We start from the raw sequence: 16,907 nt of genomic DNA on the forward strand, positions 1-16,907 counted from the left end.
CTTTTATATTAAAATAGATAAGATCATATATAAAGAGAATGTAACAATGAAAGAACATCTAGGAGTGGGAAAATCCCACAGTAAGATTATTTTAATGGGAGAACATGCTGTTGTTTATGGCTATCCAGCTATTGCTCTTCCCTTAACCGATATTAACGTCACTTGTCAAATCAAACCAGCTTATCAAAGTGTTCCTCAAGCAGAAAATAGTTTGGCACGAGCTATCGCTTTAGCCAAGGATTATTTAGGAAAAACAGAGTGTCAATTACGTTATGAATTGGTGTCACAAGTCCCAGAAAAAAGAGGTATGGGGTCTTCGGCAGCTGTTAGTTTAGCAGGAATACGAGCTGTTTTTGATTATTTTCAAGAGGAGTTACCAGACCATGTTTTGAGCAATCTAGCAAATCAAGCAGAAAAAATAGCTCATAGCAATCCTAGTGGCTTAGATGTTAAAACTTGTATGAGTCATCAAGCTATTAAATTTATTAAAAACCAAGGTTTTGAACCACTATCAATCGATTTAGATGCCTATTTAGTTATTGCTGATACGGGTATTCATGGTCATACCAGTGAAGCGGTACAAAAAATCGCAGATTTAGGAAAAAAAGCTAGTCCTTACTTAGAGCAATTAGGTGATTTAACCTTAACTGCTGAAAAAGCCATTAAAGCTAAGGAGTTAGAGAAACTTGGTCATAGTATGACGAAAGCTCATAAACAACTAGCCCAATTAGGTGTGTCTTGCGAGGTTGCGGATCATCTGGTTGAAAAAGCTCTAGCCTATGGGAGCTTAGGAGCCAAAATGAGTGGTGGTGGCTTGGGTGGTTGTGTCATTGCCCTTATAAAAAATAAAACAAACGCTCAAAAATTGAGCCAATATCTCAAAAAAGAAGGAGCTTGTCAGACATGGATTCGAAATCTGTAAGTGTCAAGTCTTATGCCAATATTGCCATTATCAAATATTGGGGAAAAGAAGATGCTAAAAATATGGTACCTGCGACCAGCAGCATTTCTTTAACGCTTGAAAACATGTACACTCAAACACGCTTGACTGCCTTGGATTCCAATGCTTCAGCGGATCAATTTTATATTGATGGTATTTTGCAAAATGATCTTGAACATCAAAAAATCAGTCAAATTATTGACCGTTTTCGTCAAGATCAACCTGTTTTTGTTCGTGTTGATACTAGTAATAACATGCCTACTGCAGCAGGATTGTCATCAAGTTCCAGTGGGTTATCAGCCTTGGTTATGGCTTGTAATGATTTTTTTAAAACTGATTTAAGTCGAGCCGAATTGGCCCAAGAAGCCAAGTTTGCTTCTGGTTCATCTGCTCGTAGTTTTTTTGGCCCTTTGGCCGCTTGGGATAAGGAAACAGGTGCTATTTATCCAGTTAAAACAGATTTGAAATTAGCCATGATTATGTTGGTGTTAAATGATCAAAAAAAACCAATCTCTAGTCGTGACGGTATGAAACGCTGTATGGATACTTCAACAAACTTTTCTGACTGGATTGAGCAATCAACTACTGACTATAAGATGATGTTAGAATTTTTGGCAGCCAATGAGTTTACAAAAGTTGGTCAATTAACAGAAAAAAACGCTTTGGCGATGCACGCAACGACTACAACTGCCCATCCAGCTTTTTCTTACCTAACTGAGCAATCGTATCAGGCGATGGCCTTTGTAAAAAATTTACGTCAAGAGGGACATGAGTGTTATTTTACAATGGACGCTGGACCTAATGTTAAGGTTCTTTGTCTAGAAAAAGACCTTGATCAGTTAGTGCCACTCTTTGAAAAACACTATCGTATTATTGTGTCTAAAACAAAGGATTTGCCTAATGACTAAAACCTATCATGTGACTACAGGAGGTAAGTTATACTTGGCAGGTGAGTATGCCGTTTTAACACCTGGTCAAACTGCCTTGATTAAATATATTCCTATTTTGATGGAGGCAACCATACAAGCCAATCCAGATTATCAGTTGTCATCTGATCTGTTTGATTATAGTGTCGATTTGTATCCAGATAAACAGTATGCCTTGATACAAGAAACTGTGTCGATTGTCAATGATTACCTGGTAAAATTAGGGCACACACTTTCTCCTTTTCGTCTTCGAATTTCAGGTAAATTTGAAAAAAATGGTAAAAAAATTGGTATTGGATCTAGCGGTAGTGTGATTATCCTAACCATCAAAGCTATGGCTGAATTTTACAAAATCCATCTTTCAGCAGATTTACTTTTTCGTTTGGCCAGCTATGTGCTTCTAAAACGTGGAGATAATGGGTCTATGGGCGATTTGGCTTGCATTGCCTATGAAGATTTCATTGCTTTTACTAGTTTTAATCGTCAGAAAATCAGAGAATTGATTGCTGAAAACGAATTATTAACAGTTTTGACGGCAGATTGGGGGTATCAGATTAGACCAATTAAGGTGACACTTCCTTGTGAATTTTTAGTTGGTTGGACAGGAACACCTGCGATTTCCAAAGACATGATTGCGTTAGTTCAAGCATCAATTAGTTCAGATTTTCTTGAACAAACTCAAATTGCGGTTGAACAGATTGAGCAAGGCTTAAAAAAGGCTGATCAAGAACTGGTTAGTGCTGGGCTAAAAAGAGCTGGGCAACTATTGGAAAAACTTCACCCTGCTATTTATTCAAAAACTTTACAAGACCTGGTTGGAGCAACAAAAAATCTCACAGCAATTGCTAAAAGTAGTGGGGCTGGTGGGGGTGATTGTGGCGTGGCCCTAACGTTTGATACAAAAAGCAGTTGCTGTTTGATTGAAAAGTGGCAGCAAGCTGGAATTGAGTTATTATGGCAGGAGGTGTTAGCATGACTAGTAATCGTAAAGATGATCATATTCGTCACGCACTCGCGTATCAGTCACCCTATAATAGTTTTGATGATATGGAGCTCATTCATTGTTCCTTACCAGATTATGATTTAGCAGAGATTGATTTATCTACCCATTTTGCAGGTCATGATTTTGCTTATCCATTTTATATCAATGCCATGACTGGTGGTAGCGAAAAAGCAAGAATTATCAATGAAAAATTGGCTCAAATTGCTGAAACTTGTGGGATTCTATTGGTGACAGGCTCCTACAGTGCTGCCTTAAACAATCCTTCTGATGCTTCTTTTAAATTGAAAAAGGAGAATTCTGATTTACTCTTAGCGACCAATATCGGCTTAGATAAACCTTATCAAGCAGGTTTACAAGCCGTAGAAGCCTTGCAACCTGTCTTTTTGCAAGTTCATGTCAATGTCATGCAAGAATTGTTAATGCCAGAAGGCGAGCGACAATTTTCACACTGGAAAAACCATTTGACAGAATATGTGAAAAATATCCCTATACCAGTAGTCTTAAAAGAAGTCGGTTTTGGTATGGATGTTAAAACAATCCAACAGGCTTATGATTTAGGCATTAAAACCGTTGATATTTCAGGGCGTGGGGGAACTAGTTTTGCCTATATTGAAAACCAACGCAGTCAAAGGCGTCATTACTTAGACCAGTGGGGACAATCAACCGTTCAAGCCTTACTAAATGCTCATCACTTGTCTGATAAGGTGGAGCTATTGGCTAGTGGAGGCATTCGTCATCCCCTTGATATGATTAAGGCCTTGGTCTTAGGAGCTAAAGGAGTTGGACTATCTCGACCTATTCTAGAACTTGTTGAAACAAAAGACGTAGCAGAAGTGATTGAGATTATCCAACAATGGCAAGATGACCTAAAACGCATCATGTGTGCCTTAAATTGTCGCACGATTGAAGACTTAAAAAACGTTGATTACTTACTTTATGGCAAGCTAGCAGCAGCCAATCCCAATTAGCATAAAACTGATTAACCTAAGATTTAGTTCTACTTGAATAGAAAGAATTAAATCTTTTTATACTAGACAATATTTTGAAAGAATCTGGAGTAATGCCCTTAAGGCAGGCAAGCAAGTAGAAGTTTCTATCAAACTTAGATATGATGGTGCCTCTAAACGACCAAGTGAGTTTAATATCAAATATAAAATTGATAATGGTAAAATAATTAGTAGAATAATTAGTAACAATTAGAAAGGTTAAATCAAAATGATATTAGATGAACAATTAAGAGACTATCATGATCAAATGATTATTGCCTCTAGTAGATATGTTAATCATTTAGCCAACTGCATTTATATTTATTATGTTTCTGAAAGATATTTGTTAAGTTTTGATGTTTTTTACAAGATTGATGACAAATATGTTGAAAGAGGGGAACTCAATCAAGTTTTGTCAGGTATTGAATTTATTGATGAATCTGATGAAAAACAAAATATTTTATTAGATTCATGTTTAGAACTCATTAAAAAAATAAGGAAGCATTATGCTGAATTGGGAAAACCTTCTCATACAGAATGTTTCATGATTTATGATGTTGATAATAATAAACTAGATATAGACTATATTTATGATGCTCGCTATGAAACACGTCCTGATCATATTCATATGACTCCTGAAGAAGAGTTTGATAAATGGTTTGAGCAAGCCAAATCACAAGGATTATAAAAGCTAATCAATCTAAACTCTCTTGGGACAGTATTCCAAGAGAGTTTAGTAAATTATGATATCATTTCTTTTAGATAGGTTAGGAGAAAGTATATGACTTTACAAACAGAACTCAAATCCATTGAAAAACAGATGATTGATTTAGCATTAGATTTTGCAAATCACCAAGTGGATGGTATTTATATTTATGCTGTTTTAGAACGAACGGTACAAAGTTTTGATGCTTTTTACCGTATTCAAAATAATTACGTAGAACGACATTTTTTAAATGATTTTTTAAGTTCAGACTATCAAATAGATAAATCAAGTGATTATCAATTTGAATTTTTAGAAGATGGTTTAGATTTAATTTTTAAAATCATTGATTTACATCAATCAAGCAATAGCCCCTATCTAACTGAATTATGGGTAATCTATGACCATACATCAAATCAATGGCAAACAACCTATAGTTATGACGCTCGTTATGAAACACGTCCTGATCATATTCATATGACTCCTGAAGAAGAGTTTGATAAATGGTTTGAGCAAGCCAAATCACAAGGATTATAAAAGCTAATCAATCTAAACTCTCTTGGGACAGTATTCCAAGAGAGTTTAGTAAATTATGATATCATTTCTTTTAGATAGGTTAGGAGAAAGTATATGACTTTACAAACAGAACTCAAATCCATTGAAAAACAGATGATTGATTTAGCATTAGATTTTGCAAATCACCAAGTGGATGGTATTTATATTTATGCTGTTTTAGAACGAACGGTACAAAGTTTTGATGCTTTTTACCGTATTCAAAATAATTACGTAGAACGACATTTTTTAAATGATTTTTTAAGTTCAGACTATCAAATAGATAAATCAAGTGATTATCAATTTGAATTTTTAGAAGATGGTTTAGATTTAATTTTTAAAATCATTGATTTACATCAATCAAGCGATAGCCCCTATCTAACTGAATTATGGGTAATCTATGACCATACATCAAATCAATGGCAAACAACCTATAGCTATGAAGCTCGTTATGAAAAAGCTCCATTGCATGTCCAAATAACACCATACGAAGAATTTTACAAATGGTTTGATCAAGTCAAATCACAAGGATTGTAAAAGCTAATCAATCTAAACTCTCTTGTGATAGTATTCCAAGAGAGTTTAGTAAATTATGATATCATTTCTTTTAGATAGGTTAGGAGAAAACAATGACTTTAGAAACAAAACTCAAATCCATTGAAAAACAGATGATTGATTTAGCATTAAATTATGCGAATCATCAAGTAGATGGTGTTTATATTTATTGTGTCACAGAAAAATATGTACAAAGTTTCGATCTTTTTTATCGAATTAAAGACACTTATATTGACAGGCATGAGTTAAATCATTTTTTTGATACAGATAAGCAAATAGATAATTCTTCTGATACCGTCTTTGATATGCTTACAAAAGGTCTTGAGTATGGAGAAGATTTACAACAATTATGTTTGAGCTATGAACAATCCTATCCAACGGAGTTATGGATTATCTATGACCATACATCCAAGCAATGGCAAACAACCTATAGCTATGAAGCTCGTTATGAAACACGCCCTGATCATGTTCACATGACACCATATGAAGAAATAGAGAAGTGGTTTGAGCAAGCCAAATCACAAAGATTGTAATTTTGTATAATCACACAAAAAGTCTTATTAAAAAATAAGACTTTTTCTATTCACTATTTTTGAATTGCTCTTACTAAATTCTTTCACTAGAATGTTGTCGCAGTTTTTCTAAAAGAACAGTAGCCGTATCAAGATTCATGTGTTTTTCAACTAATAATTGTTTGACAAGCGGCGTCACTTCCTTGTCATCAGCTCCTGCCAATAGGGCTAATGATTTGGCGTGTAATTTCATGTGACCATCTTGAATACCCGTATCAACCAAAGCCTTCAAGGCAGCAAAATTTTGAGCTAAGCCAATAGACACGACAAGTCTAGCCAATGATTTGGCGTCAACTTGCCTAAGTATATCATGTGCTAACTGAACACTAGGATTTAAGCCAATGGAGCCCCCCTTACTAGCCGTCGGCATAGGTAGGGTCATTTCTCCCACGAGTTGCTCTAGCTCAGCCTCATAGGTCCAAGTGCTTAACCCCTGATAAGTTCCCGTATGACTGGCATAAGCATGTCCTGCCGCCTCAATCGCTCGCCAATCATTTCCTAAAGCCATAATCAGAGCATCAATTCCATTAAAAATCCCTTTATTATGAGTGGCTGCTCGATAGGGGTCGAGCTTAGCAAACTGACTCGCTAAAACGATTTTTTGGGCAATTTCTTTAGCTTTTTCCTTATTACGATTCAAAAAACGTAGGTCAACAGCACACTTTGTCGTGACTAAGGATTCTGTCGCATAATTAGACAAAATTGCCATTAAAGACTGACCTTGACTAAGGTCTGCAAGTGGTTGCTTCAGAGCTTCCATCATCGTATTGACCATATTAGCTCCCATAGCTTCTTGGGTATCGACAGTGACAAATACAGCTAAAAAGGATTGTTCATCTTGATAGGTTTCAACTGACAAATCACACGCTCCACCACCACGTTTGACAATAGAAGGATAGGCTTGATTAGCAAGCTCTAATAAGTCAGATTTATTGGCTAAAATTGTCTGACTGGCAATAGCTAAATCAGGAATATCATACAAAATCACCTGTCCAATCATTTGGCGGTTGTGCAAGGTCGTTTCAAAGCCTCCCGAACGCTTAATGATTTTACTAGCAAAGCTAGCGGCTGCAACCACTGAAGGTTCTTCTGTAACAAAAGGAACTTGATAAACGTGGCCATCTACCATAACATCTAGCACCAAACTAAATGGTAGGCTAAATTGACCAAAAACGTGTTCTGCCATTTGATTTGCCACAGTAAGTGGCAGTTGTTGATTAGTGGTTAAAATATCACGACTTTGGTCAGAAAGATGAGGCAGCTGCTTCATCAGTTCTTGTCGTTCTTTGGGTGTTTTTTTAGCAAATCCAGTCCAGTTCATCTTAGTCCACCTTGCTATACTGTCTTTGGTGCTGCTCGATACCAGTTAATCTAAATGTATTGGTTTGGTGCTCTGCAAAACTAGCTGAGCCATTTTCATCCAACTGAGCCTGTTCAAAGAAAAGTTGTTCATACTCAGAGATAGACAAAGGAGTGCGTTGATCTAAGTCATTTTGTCTAGTCGATGAGAGTTGATTCTCAAATCCTTCAACTAAAAGTCCACTAAAAATTTCAGACACAGCACCGCTACCATAGCTGAAAAAGCCAAGGCGATCACCTGCTTGTAGTGTTTTTGCATTTTCCAAAAGAGAAAGTAATCCCAAGTACAACGAACCGGTATAGATATTTCCAACTTGCTTGCTATAAGCGATCGAATGCTCAAAATTTTCCTTTAATTGTTCTTGATGAGGTAAAGCTAAGTCTTTTGTTATCAATTTGTTTAAACCCTTGAGTGCTAGTTTAGGGAAGGGAAGGTGGAAACAAAAAGCCGTAAAATCAGCCATGGTCAAACCAGTACGTTTTTGATACTCTGCCCAAGTAGTTGTCAAAGAATCTAGGTATTGCTTGGTCGAATACATGCCATTGACAAAAGGAACCTCTGAATAATTTGGACGCCAAAAGTCCATGACATCTCTGGTTTGAGCGACATTATCATCTTCAAAAGCCAGTATTCGTGGATTGGCAGTGACCAACATAGCAAGGCTTCCTGCTCCCTGAGTTGGCTCGCCTGCTGATTGAATACCATATTTGGCAATATCGCTAGCAATAACCAAGACACGAGAAGTTGGCGACTTTTCAATGTGTAATTTAGCATAATTGAGAGCTGCAGTGGCACTATAGCAAGCCTCTTTCATCTCAAAACTTCTAGCAAACGGTTGAATGCCTAACAACGCATGAACATAAACGGCTGCCGCTTTACTTTGGTCAATACTAGACTCCGTCGCCACAATCACCATGTCAATTTTTTCTTTATCATCATCAGTGAGGATACTTTGAGCTGCACTGGCCGCTAACGTCACAATATCTTCACTAATTGGAGCAATGCTCAATGCGTCTAGCAACAAGCCTTCGCTATATTTAGCTGGATCAACATCTCGAGCCATAGCCAGTTCTGTCATTTTTAATTGATATTTTGGGGTTGCAAAACCGATTTTATCAATGCCGATTAGCATGATTTTATCTCCTATCTTATTTAGGTTTATCTTTATTTAGTTGCTCTTAATTCTAACATAAAAAAGCCCATTTGCCATTGAAAAAACTTCGAGATGTCAAGCTAATTGGTAGCTATCTTTTTTACTGGATTTTTTGATTTAATTTAGGTAAAATAACTAGAAGTAATCAATACAAACGAGGTAATCATGACAAAAGCAGATCAGATATTTCAAGATAATATCAAAGAAATCATGACAACAGGTGTCTTTAGTCAACAAGCCCGTCCCCAATATAAAGATGGACGTGTTGCTCATTCTAAATATATCACAGGTGCTTTTGCCCAATATGATTTGTCACAAGGCGAATTTCCCATTACCACCTTGCGTCCTATTCCGATAAAGTCGGCTATCAAGGAAATTTTTTGGATTTACCAGGATCAGAGTAACGACCTGTCACTATTAAATGACAAGTACGGGGTCAAGTATTGGAATGATTGGGAGGTTGGCAAAACGGGTACGATTGGTCAACGTTATGGTGCCGTCGTTAAAAAGCATGACATTATCAACAAACTGCTAAAACAACTCGCAGAAAATCCTTGGAATCGCCGTAATGTGATTTCTCTTTGGGACTATGAAGCATTTGAAGAATCAGAAGGACTTTTGCCTTGTGCCTTTCAGACCATGTTTGACGTGCGTCAGGTCGAAGATACCATTTATTTAGATGCTACGCTTACTCAAAGAAGTAATGACATGTTAGTTGCTCATCACATCAATGCCATGCAGTATGTGGCTTTGCAAATGATGATTGCCAAACATTTTGGTTGGCAGGTAGGAAAATTCTTCTATTTTGTTAATAATCTCCACATCTATGACAATCAATTTGAGCAAGCAGAAGAACTATTACGCCGTCAACCAAGTCAGTGTCAACCAAGGTTGGTACTTAATGTTCCAGATAAAACCGACTTTTTCGCCATAAAATCAGAAGATTTTGAGTTGCTGAACTATGACCCAATCAAACCACAATTAACATTTGACTTGGCAATTTAGAAATGAGGCCTTGATGACAAAAAAAATAAGCGCTATTTGGGCAGAAGACAACAAGGGACTAATTGGCAAAGACGGTCACCTACCTTGGCATCTTCCTAAAGACTTAGCTCATTTTAAAGCCACAACAAGTGGACAGGCTATTCTAATGGGACGAGTTACTTTTGAAGGTTTGGGAGGACGTCCCTTACCCAATCGAACGAATTTAATTCTTAGCCGAGATAAGACATTTCAAGCTCAGGGCGTACAGATACTTCATTCCGTAGAAGAAGTTCTTGAATGGTTTGACAAACAAGATAAGAACCTCTATATTGCTGGGGGCAGTGAGATTTATCGCTTGTTTGAACCTTATTACGACCGGTTGATAGTAACCAAGGTAGATGGAGAATTTGACGGAGATACTTATTTTCCAAAGCTAGATTTAACTACCTTTGAGCAAGTATCAAATGTATTTTATGAAAAAGATGAAAAAAACGCTTATGATTTTCATATAGTTGTTTTAGAGAGAAATAAGGAGTAATTTTTAGGATGCAACGAAGTGTTTTCGGTGTCTTTACCGCCTTTTTGTGTGGCATTTGTGTCTTATGCGCCCTAGTAGCTATCAAGAAAAAACGCTATGGATTAGGGACTTTATTCTTATTAAATGCCTTTACAAATCTTGTCAACACCATTCATGCCTTTTATGGCACATTATTTAATTAGGAAAGTGAAAAATGTCTGGAGATACGATGACTGAAATTGTTAATTGTTCATTTTGTGGTAAAAATCAAAATGAAGTGAGAAAAATTGTTGCAGGTAAGCATGTTTATATCTGTAATGAGTGTGTTGCCTTATCACAAGAAATTATCAAAGAAGAATTGGCAGAAGACATTCTAGCCGACTTGGCAGAAGTGCCAAAACCAAAAGAATTGTTAGAGATTCTAAATAACTACGTTATTGGACAAGACCGAGCTAAACGTGCCTTGGCTGTTGCCGTTTACAACCATTACAAACGAATCACCTTTACAGAAAGCCGTGAAGACGATGATGTCGATTTACAAAAATCAAATATCCTGATGATTGGTCCAACTGGTTCTGGGAAGACCTTCTTAGCTCAAACCTTGGCCAAAAGTTTGAATGTTCCTTTTGCTATTGCAGATGCAACGGCCTTAACAGAAGCAGGCTATGTAGGAGAAGATGTCGAAAATATTCTCTTAAAACTCATTCAAGCAGCAGATTATAATGTTGAACGTGCGGAACGTGGTATTATCTACGTTGATGAAATTGATAAGATTGCCAAAAAAAGTGAAAATGTTTCAATTACTCGTGACGTATCAGGTGAAGGAGTGCAACAAGCTCTTTTGAAAATCATTGAAGGAACTGTTGCCAGTGTGCCACCTCAGGGCGGCCGCAAACACCCACAACAAGAAATGATTCAAATTGATACCAAAAATATTCTCTTCATCGTGGGTGGAGCTTTTGATGGCATTGAAGATATTGTCAAACAACGTTTAGGTGAAAAAGTCATTGGCTTTGGTCAAAATAATCGCAAGATTGCTGACGATGCCTCTTATATGCAAGAAATTATCGCTGAAGATATCCAAAAATTTGGACTGATTCCTGAATTTATCGGTCGATTACCAGTAACAGCAGCTCTAGAGCAATTAACGGTAGATGACTTGGTTAACATCTTAACTGAACCTCGTAATGCCTTGGTTAAACAATATCAAACCTTATTATCTTATGATGGTGTCACGCTAGAATTTGAACAAGCTGCTCTAGAAGCGATCGCTCAAAAGGCTATTGAACGCAAAACTGGCGCGCGTGGTTTACGTTCAATCATTGAAGAAACCATGCTAGACATCATGTTTGAAGTGCCAAGTCAACAAAATGTCACAACGGTACGAATTACCAAATCAGCCGTTGAAGGTACTGATAGTCCTATCTTAGAAACGGCATAGGTGAGTTGAATGAATGAAGTTTATTTGAATACCCATAATGCGACTATCCAACTCAGTGCTGCCAATAAATCTCATTATCCCCAAGATGATTTGCCTGAAATTGCATTGGCTGGTCGTTCAAACGTCGGTAAGTCCAGTTTTATTAACACCTTATTAGGTCGGAAAAACCTGGCTAGAACGTCCAGTAAACCTGGAAAAACTCAGTTACTCAATTTTTATAATATTGATGATAAGCTACGCTTTGTCGATGTCCCAGGTTATGGCTATGCTAAAGTTTCCAAAGCCGAACGTGCCAAATGGGGAAGAATGATTGAAGAATATCTGGTCACAAGAGATAATCTAAGAGCCGTGGTTAGCTTAGTCGATCTTCGCCATTTGCCGACAACCGAAGACGTTCAAATGTATGAATTTCTAAAATATTACGAAATTCCAGTCATTATCGTCGCCACTAAGGCCGATAAAATTCCCCGTGGTAAGTGGAATAAACACGAGTCTGAAATCAAGAAAAAATTAGATTTTGATAAAAATGATACCTTTATCGTTTTTTCATCAGAAACCAAACAAGGTTATGATCAGGCTTGGGATAGTATTTTAGAGCAATTATGAAAACTTCCTAATTTTTTAGGAAGTTTTTTCAAAAAATAAATAAAAATCCTTGACAGCTTTTACAAAGAATGATATGATAATAGAGGTTTTAAAATAAAACTGACCTAAGACAGTAGGTGAGCCTAGCTCGTAAATCCTACCGAGGCACAAAACGTGATATTTATGAGCGTATTGTACTTTCGTGTCTGGGTTTAGGCACTTTTTTTGTGCCTAGCCAAAATAAAAACGGAGGTAAAACTAATGAGTCAAGCAAGTATTGCTAAAAAAGCAGAATTGGTTGAAGTTGTTGCTGAGAAAATGAAAGCAGCAGCGTCTATCGTTGTGGTTGACGCACGTGGATTGACTGTAGATCAAGATACTGTTCTACGTCGTAATCTTCGTGAGAGTGGTGTTGAGTACAAAGTTATTAAAAACTCAATCCTACGTCGTGCTGCTGAAAAAGCTGGTCTTGAAGGTATGGAAAATGTCTTTGTAGGACCAACTGCAGTTGCATTTTCAAACGAAGATGTTATCGCACCTGCGAAAATCCTTAACGATTTCTCAAAAACTGCTGAAGCCCTTGAAATTAAAGGTGGTGCAATCGAAGGTGCTGTTGCTTCTAAAGAAGAAATCGTTGCCCTTGCGACATTGCCAAACCGCGAAGGACTTCTTTCTATGCTTCTATCTGTACTTCAAGCACCAGTTCGCAATGTGGCGTACGCGGTCAAAGCGGTTGCAGAAAGCAAAGAAGGTGCTGCTTAATTATAAGCAGTTTGGTAGCCTAGTGTTACCACAATTATCATATTTATAAAACATATTTGGAGGACATTACAATGGCATTGAACATTGAAAACATTATTGCTGAAATTAAAGAAGCTTCAATCCTTGAGCTTAACGATCTTGTAAAAGCTATCGAAGAAGAATTTGGTGTAACAGCTGCTGCTCCTGTTGCAGTTGCTGCTGCAGGTGGTGCTGATGATGCTGGTGCTAAAGATTCATTCGACGTTGAATTGACATCTGCTGGCGACAAAAAAGTTGGCGTTATCAAAGTTGTTCGTGAAATCACAGGTGAAGGCCTTAAAGAAGCTAAAGCTATCGTTGACGGTGCACCATCTATGCTTAAAGAAGGTGTTCCAGCAGCTGAAGCTGAAGAAATCAAAGCTAAGCTTGAAGAAGCAGGAGCTTCAGTTACTCTTAAATAATAGAGTATCACAATTTGATTACGAAAACCTAGTAAATCAAGGTTTTCAAGTCGCTTAGGGCGATTAAAAAAATGGGAAGTTTCATTTGAAATCCCCCCATAGACACCCTCACAAATTGCTGTGGGGGTTTTCTATTTTAATCTTTTTTCATTAAATAATTGATAAAATACTTTAAGTAAATATCACAAATTCTCATTTTTTAAGACTTTTTGAAAATGATTTTGTTTTAGTATTTCAGCCACTCTATTTGTTGGCTGTTTTTTGTTTTCCAAAATGTAATTTTTAACAGTTTTCTCTTCTACAATTTTATAAGAAACTAAAATTGAAGAGCTCTTCCGATTAAAAGAATATCTAGGTAAATCATTAAATATTGCAGCAAGTCCTTGATTTAGCTGTTCGGCTAGATATGTTATCTAGTAATGTAGCTAAACAAGTTGGCAATGTGAGAAAAAACCGTCCGAAAGTTGACTTTTGGACAGTTAAAGAGTTTCAAAAATTTATTGGCACGTTTGACAAGTCCAATATTTATAACTTACTCTACTTCACAACATTTTGTTTTTTCTTTATGACTGGTGTCCGTACAAGCGAATTGCAAGCTATTGAGTGGTCAAAAGTAAATTGGAATACTGGCTCAGTCTTGATTGATTGCTCTATGTACTATAAAAATCAAAAAGAGTGGTATATAACTGACACAAAGTTAATCTCTGGCACTCGATTAATATATCTTGATGATGATACTTTAAAATACTTAAAAGATTGGCAAGAAATACAAGCTGAAATAGGAAATCATCGTTTTGTATTTTCTTTGGCAGATAGCCCCTTAGTTAAGCCAACGCTAAAAAGAGTCTTGCAAATTCATAGTGACTATGCTGGTATCAAGTCTATTCGTATTCATGATTTAAGGGCACTCTCATGCTAATTTTATGCTTTCGTTTGGTATGAATGACTTAGAAATGCAAAATCGTCTAGGTCATGCTGATATTAAGACAACACTAGGGACATACTCTCATCTTCGCCCTAATGCTATAAAAGATGTTGCTAATCGTATGGCAGGACAAGTAGTGGTAGACAACAACAAGGTTAGAAAAAGTAAGTTTAATGGTAATCAGCATACTTTGAAATTATAGCCCTAAATTTTTAAAAACTAGCAAAGTCTGTTTTTAAAAACGTGGACTGTTACAGTAAACTGCGAAAGTTTACTGTATTTTTTATTTTGATAGTGATATAATATTTTCATAAATTTATAAATGGAGAATTGTGCATGATAAAATCAGATAAAATTGAAGATTTATGGGATGATGATGAAGATTTTTCCTATTATGATGATTGGTTGAATGATATAGATAATATTCGGTCTATTGTTTTTGATTTAGCTAAGTCATTGAACTTTGTCAAAGTTTATTTATATGGAGAATATACACATCCACGTACACATAAAAGAAAAGATAAAGTGGTTCGTATTGCTATTCAATCAGACAATGTAATATCGTTAAAAGAGTGGGATATACTAGAAAACGCTTTGTCTGAATATCCAGTTGTATTTACTGATTATGATTGTTTAATCTTGGGAAAAGTAGAAACAGGAGCTAAGCCAAATGATTTAATAATGTTTCGATTTGGAAATTGGATACTATATTCTAGTGATTTAAAGAGTAAAGAAGACTTGAATTATATCCCTTGTGAACATGATTTAACAGAAAGTGAAATGCGAGAAATATGTTATTTAAATTAAAATGAACTACCATATATCATGGTAGTTTTTCTTTATTAGTGCTGAATTGGTCTTAATAGCAAAAAACTGCTGAAAACATTGGTTTCATGCAGTTTATTGAGTAACTTATTCTATTCCCACTCAACTGTTGCTGGGGGTTTGCTGGTGATGTCATAGACGATACGGTTAACGTGGTCAACTTCATTGACGATACGAACGGAGATTTTTTGCAAAACTTCCCAAGGAATCTTAGCAAAGTCAGCAGTCATCCCATCAACAGAAGTGATTGCACGGATAGCTAGAGTATAGTCATAGGTACGACCGTCTCCCATAACACCGACTGAGCGTACACCTGTATTAACAGTGAAGTATTGCCAAATATCGCGGTCTAAACCTGCTGCCGCAATTTCTTCACGCAAAATAGCGTCAGACTCACGGACAGTCGCCAATTTTTCTTCAGTAATTTCCCCCATAACACGAATGGCTAATCCTGGACCTGGGAAAGGTTGTCGCCAAACAATCTCATCTGGCATGCCTAGGGCAGTTCCCAAAGCTCGTACTTCATCTTTGAAAAGGGTATTTAAGGGTTCAATCAGCTTGAATTGCATGTCTTCAGGCAGACCACCGACATTATGGTGAGACTTAATGGTTTGGGCTGTTTCAGTACCTGATTCGATAATATCAGTGTAAAGGGTTCCTTGAGCCAAAAAGGCAACATCATCTAACTTACTTGCTTCATCATCAAAGACATAAACAAATTCGTTACCAATAATTTTACGTTTTTGTTCTGGATCAGAAACACCTGCCAGCTTGTCTAAGAAGCGTTTAGCTGCGTCAGCCTTGATGATATTTAGGCCAAATTTACCACCTAGCATGTTCATGACTTGGTCGGATTCGCCTTTTCGTAACAACCCATGATCGACAAAGATACAGGTCAGTTGGTCTCCAATGGCACGTTGAAGCAGTACCCCAACAACAGACGAATCCACACCACCAGATAGACCAAGGAGAACTTTTTTATCACCAACAGTTTGGCGAATTTTTTCAATTTCCATATCAATGAAATTATCCATAGACCAGTCGCCACGCGCACCACAAATAGTGATCGCAAAATTGCGGAGAAGATCATTGCCATAAACAGAATGACGGACTTCTGGATGGAATTGGATACCATAGATTTTCTTGTCAGGATTTTCCATCGCTGCATAAGGACAGTCAACAGATTGACCGGTACGGACAAAACCATCTGGAATTTCGGTCACGGCATCGCCATGACTCATCAAGACTAATTGTTCAGCAGGTGTATCAGTAAAGAGCTGAGAGCTTTGATCTTGACTAAGGGTTGATTGACCATATTCACGATTTCCCGCATCACCAGCAGGAAGTACCTGGCCACCAAGCGTATGCGTAATTAACTGCATACCATAACAAATACCTAAAATTGGAATGCCGAGCTCCAAAATATCTGGATCAATACTAAACGAACCGTCTGCATAGACAGAGTTTGGCCCTCCAGATAAGACGATACCGATAGGGTTTAGCTCCTTAACTTCCTGAGCTGAAATCTTATGGCTCATGAGTTCAGAAAACACCCCAAATTCACGGATACGTCGAGTAATGAGCTGGTTGTATTGACTACCATAATCCAAAACGATAATTTTTTGTAGCTCTGCTGATTGAGAAAATTCAGTCATGGTTAACCTTTCTTATTTACATC

22 protein-coding genes and 1 other annotated feature are annotated in these 16,907 nt (G+C 37.0%); of the genes, 19 read left to right on the forward strand and 3 right to left on the reverse strand.

What is annotated here, in order from left to right; translation table 11 throughout:
- Positions 1-46 precede the first annotated feature (46 nt).
- The 9 genes from mvk (at position 47) to FRX51_RS01800 (ending at position 6,198) form a co-directional block, all read left to right on the forward strand.
- A complete protein-coding gene (gene mvk, locus FRX51_RS01760; protein WP_146495313.1) occupies positions 47-922 on the forward strand; it encodes a mevalonate kinase in 876 nt (291 codons plus the stop codon).
- Positions 904-1,848 carry a diphosphomevalonate decarboxylase gene (gene mvaD / locus FRX51_RS01765; protein WP_146495315.1) on the forward strand — a complete coding sequence of 315 codons (945 nt, stop codon included), beginning with the start codon at positions 904-906 and terminating at the stop codon, positions 1,846-1,848. The genes mvk and mvaD overlap by 19 nt, the downstream gene beginning before the upstream one ends.
- The gene (locus tag FRX51_RS01770) at positions 1,841-2,842 is read left to right on the forward strand and encodes a phosphomevalonate kinase (protein ID WP_146495317.1); all 1,002 of its coding nucleotides are present in this window, start codon (positions 1,841-1,843) and stop codon (positions 2,840-2,842) included. The genes mvaD and FRX51_RS01770 overlap by 8 nt, the downstream gene beginning before the upstream one ends.
- On the forward strand, positions 2,839-3,837 hold the full coding sequence (fni, locus tag FRX51_RS01775) for a type 2 isopentenyl-diphosphate Delta-isomerase (protein ID WP_146495319.1): 999 nt from the start codon (positions 2,839-2,841) through the stop codon (positions 3,835-3,837). Before FRX51_RS01770 ends, fni begins: the two co-directional genes overlap by 4 nt.
- A gap of 82 nt (positions 3,838-3,919) precedes the next feature.
- Positions 3,920-4,069, forward strand: a complete 150-nt coding sequence (locus FRX51_RS05915; RefSeq protein ID WP_398587220.1) for a DNA/RNA non-specific endonuclease — start codon at positions 3,920-3,922, stop codon at positions 4,067-4,069.
- Between the two features lie 15 nt (positions 4,070-4,084).
- Positions 4,085-4,543 (forward strand): hypothetical protein, encoded by a 459-nt coding sequence (locus FRX51_RS01785; RefSeq protein ID WP_146495321.1) that lies wholly within the window; start codon positions 4,085-4,087, stop codon positions 4,541-4,543.
- A gap of 93 nt (positions 4,544-4,636) precedes the next feature.
- Complete coding sequence (locus FRX51_RS01790) at positions 4,637-5,095, forward strand: hypothetical protein (RefSeq protein WP_146495323.1); 459 nt, start codon at positions 4,637-4,639, stop codon at positions 5,093-5,095.
- A gap of 93 nt (positions 5,096-5,188) precedes the next feature.
- Positions 5,189-5,647, forward strand: a complete 459-nt coding sequence (locus tag FRX51_RS01795; RefSeq protein WP_146460415.1) for a hypothetical protein — start codon at positions 5,189-5,191, stop codon at positions 5,645-5,647.
- Positions 5,648-5,739: 92 nt separating this feature from the next.
- Complete coding sequence (locus tag FRX51_RS01800) at positions 5,740-6,198, forward strand: hypothetical protein (protein WP_146495325.1); 459 nt, start codon at positions 5,740-5,742, stop codon at positions 6,196-6,198.
- 73 nt (positions 6,199-6,271) lie between these two features.
- On the opposite strand, the gene FRX51_RS01805 is transcribed toward FRX51_RS01800, so the two are convergent.
- Complete coding sequence (locus FRX51_RS01805; RefSeq protein ID WP_146495327.1) at positions 6,272-7,558, reverse strand: hydroxymethylglutaryl-CoA reductase, degradative; 1,287 nt, start codon at positions 7,556-7,558, stop codon at positions 6,272-6,274.
- A gap of 1 nt (position 7,559) precedes the next feature.
- Positions 7,560-8,729, reverse strand: coding sequence for a hydroxymethylglutaryl-CoA synthase (locus FRX51_RS01810; RefSeq protein ID WP_146495329.1), 1,170 nt, complete (start codon positions 8,727-8,729; stop codon positions 7,560-7,562).
- A 186-nt stretch (positions 8,730-8,915) separates the two neighbouring features.
- Between FRX51_RS01810 and FRX51_RS01815 the strand changes: the two genes are divergently transcribed.
- The 10 genes from FRX51_RS01815 to FRX51_RS01855 all read left to right on the forward strand — a co-directional run bounded on the left by FRX51_RS01815 (position 8,916) and on the right by FRX51_RS01855 (position 15,211).
- Entirely contained in the window at positions 8,916-9,755 is an 840-nt protein-coding gene (locus FRX51_RS01815) for a thymidylate synthase (RefSeq protein ID WP_146495331.1), read from the forward strand.
- Positions 9,756-9,768: 13 nt separating this feature from the next.
- Positions 9,769-10,272 (forward strand): dihydrofolate reductase, encoded by a 504-nt coding sequence (locus FRX51_RS01820; RefSeq protein WP_146495333.1) that lies wholly within the window; start codon positions 9,769-9,771, stop codon positions 10,270-10,272.
- 8 nt (positions 10,273-10,280) lie between these two features.
- Entirely contained in the window at positions 10,281-10,454 is a 174-nt protein-coding gene (locus FRX51_RS01825; protein WP_146460428.1) for a hypothetical protein, read from the forward strand.
- 26 nt (positions 10,455-10,480) lie between these two features.
- A complete protein-coding gene (clpX, locus tag FRX51_RS01830; protein ID WP_398586610.1) occupies positions 10,481-11,692 on the forward strand; it encodes an ATP-dependent Clp protease ATP-binding subunit ClpX in 1,212 nt (403 codons plus the stop codon).
- Positions 11,693-11,701: 9 nt separating this feature from the next.
- Positions 11,702-12,298, forward strand: coding sequence for a ribosome biogenesis GTP-binding protein YihA/YsxC (gene yihA / locus FRX51_RS01835; RefSeq protein ID WP_146495335.1), 597 nt, complete (start codon positions 11,702-11,704; stop codon positions 12,296-12,298).
- A gap of 85 nt (positions 12,299-12,383) precedes the next feature.
- Positions 12,384-12,512, forward strand: a sequence feature (ribosomal protein L10 leader region).
- Between the two features lie 26 nt (positions 12,513-12,538).
- Positions 12,539-13,039: a 50S ribosomal protein L10 gene (rplJ, locus tag FRX51_RS01840; protein ID WP_146460434.1), complete on the forward strand. Its 501-nt coding sequence runs from the start codon at positions 12,539-12,541 to the stop codon at positions 13,037-13,039.
- A 71-nt stretch (positions 13,040-13,110) separates the two neighbouring features.
- Complete coding sequence (rplL, locus tag FRX51_RS01845) at positions 13,111-13,479, forward strand: 50S ribosomal protein L7/L12 (protein WP_146460436.1); 369 nt, start codon at positions 13,111-13,113, stop codon at positions 13,477-13,479.
- 406 nt (positions 13,480-13,885) lie between these two features.
- Positions 13,886-14,398: a tyrosine-type recombinase/integrase gene (locus FRX51_RS05865; protein ID WP_261379781.1), complete on the forward strand. Its 513-nt coding sequence runs from the start codon at positions 13,886-13,888 to the stop codon at positions 14,396-14,398.
- Between the two features lie 19 nt (positions 14,399-14,417).
- Positions 14,418-14,606 (forward strand): hypothetical protein, encoded by a 189-nt coding sequence (locus tag FRX51_RS05870; RefSeq protein WP_261379782.1) that lies wholly within the window; start codon positions 14,418-14,420, stop codon positions 14,604-14,606.
- Positions 14,607-14,740: 134 nt separating this feature from the next.
- Positions 14,741-15,211, forward strand: coding sequence for a hypothetical protein (locus FRX51_RS01855; RefSeq protein WP_146495337.1), 471 nt, complete (start codon positions 14,741-14,743; stop codon positions 15,209-15,211).
- Between the two features lie 110 nt (positions 15,212-15,321).
- Here FRX51_RS01855 and guaA read toward each other — a convergent pair whose 3' ends face one another.
- Positions 15,322-16,884: a glutamine-hydrolyzing GMP synthase gene (guaA, locus tag FRX51_RS01860; protein ID WP_146495339.1), complete on the reverse strand. Its 1,563-nt coding sequence runs from the start codon at positions 16,882-16,884 to the stop codon at positions 15,322-15,324.
- Positions 16,885-16,907 lie beyond the last annotated feature (23 nt).

The organism is Streptococcus sp. sy010, from assembly GCF_007859175.1.
GTDB lineage: Bacteria > Bacillota > Bacilli > Lactobacillales > Streptococcaceae > Streptococcus.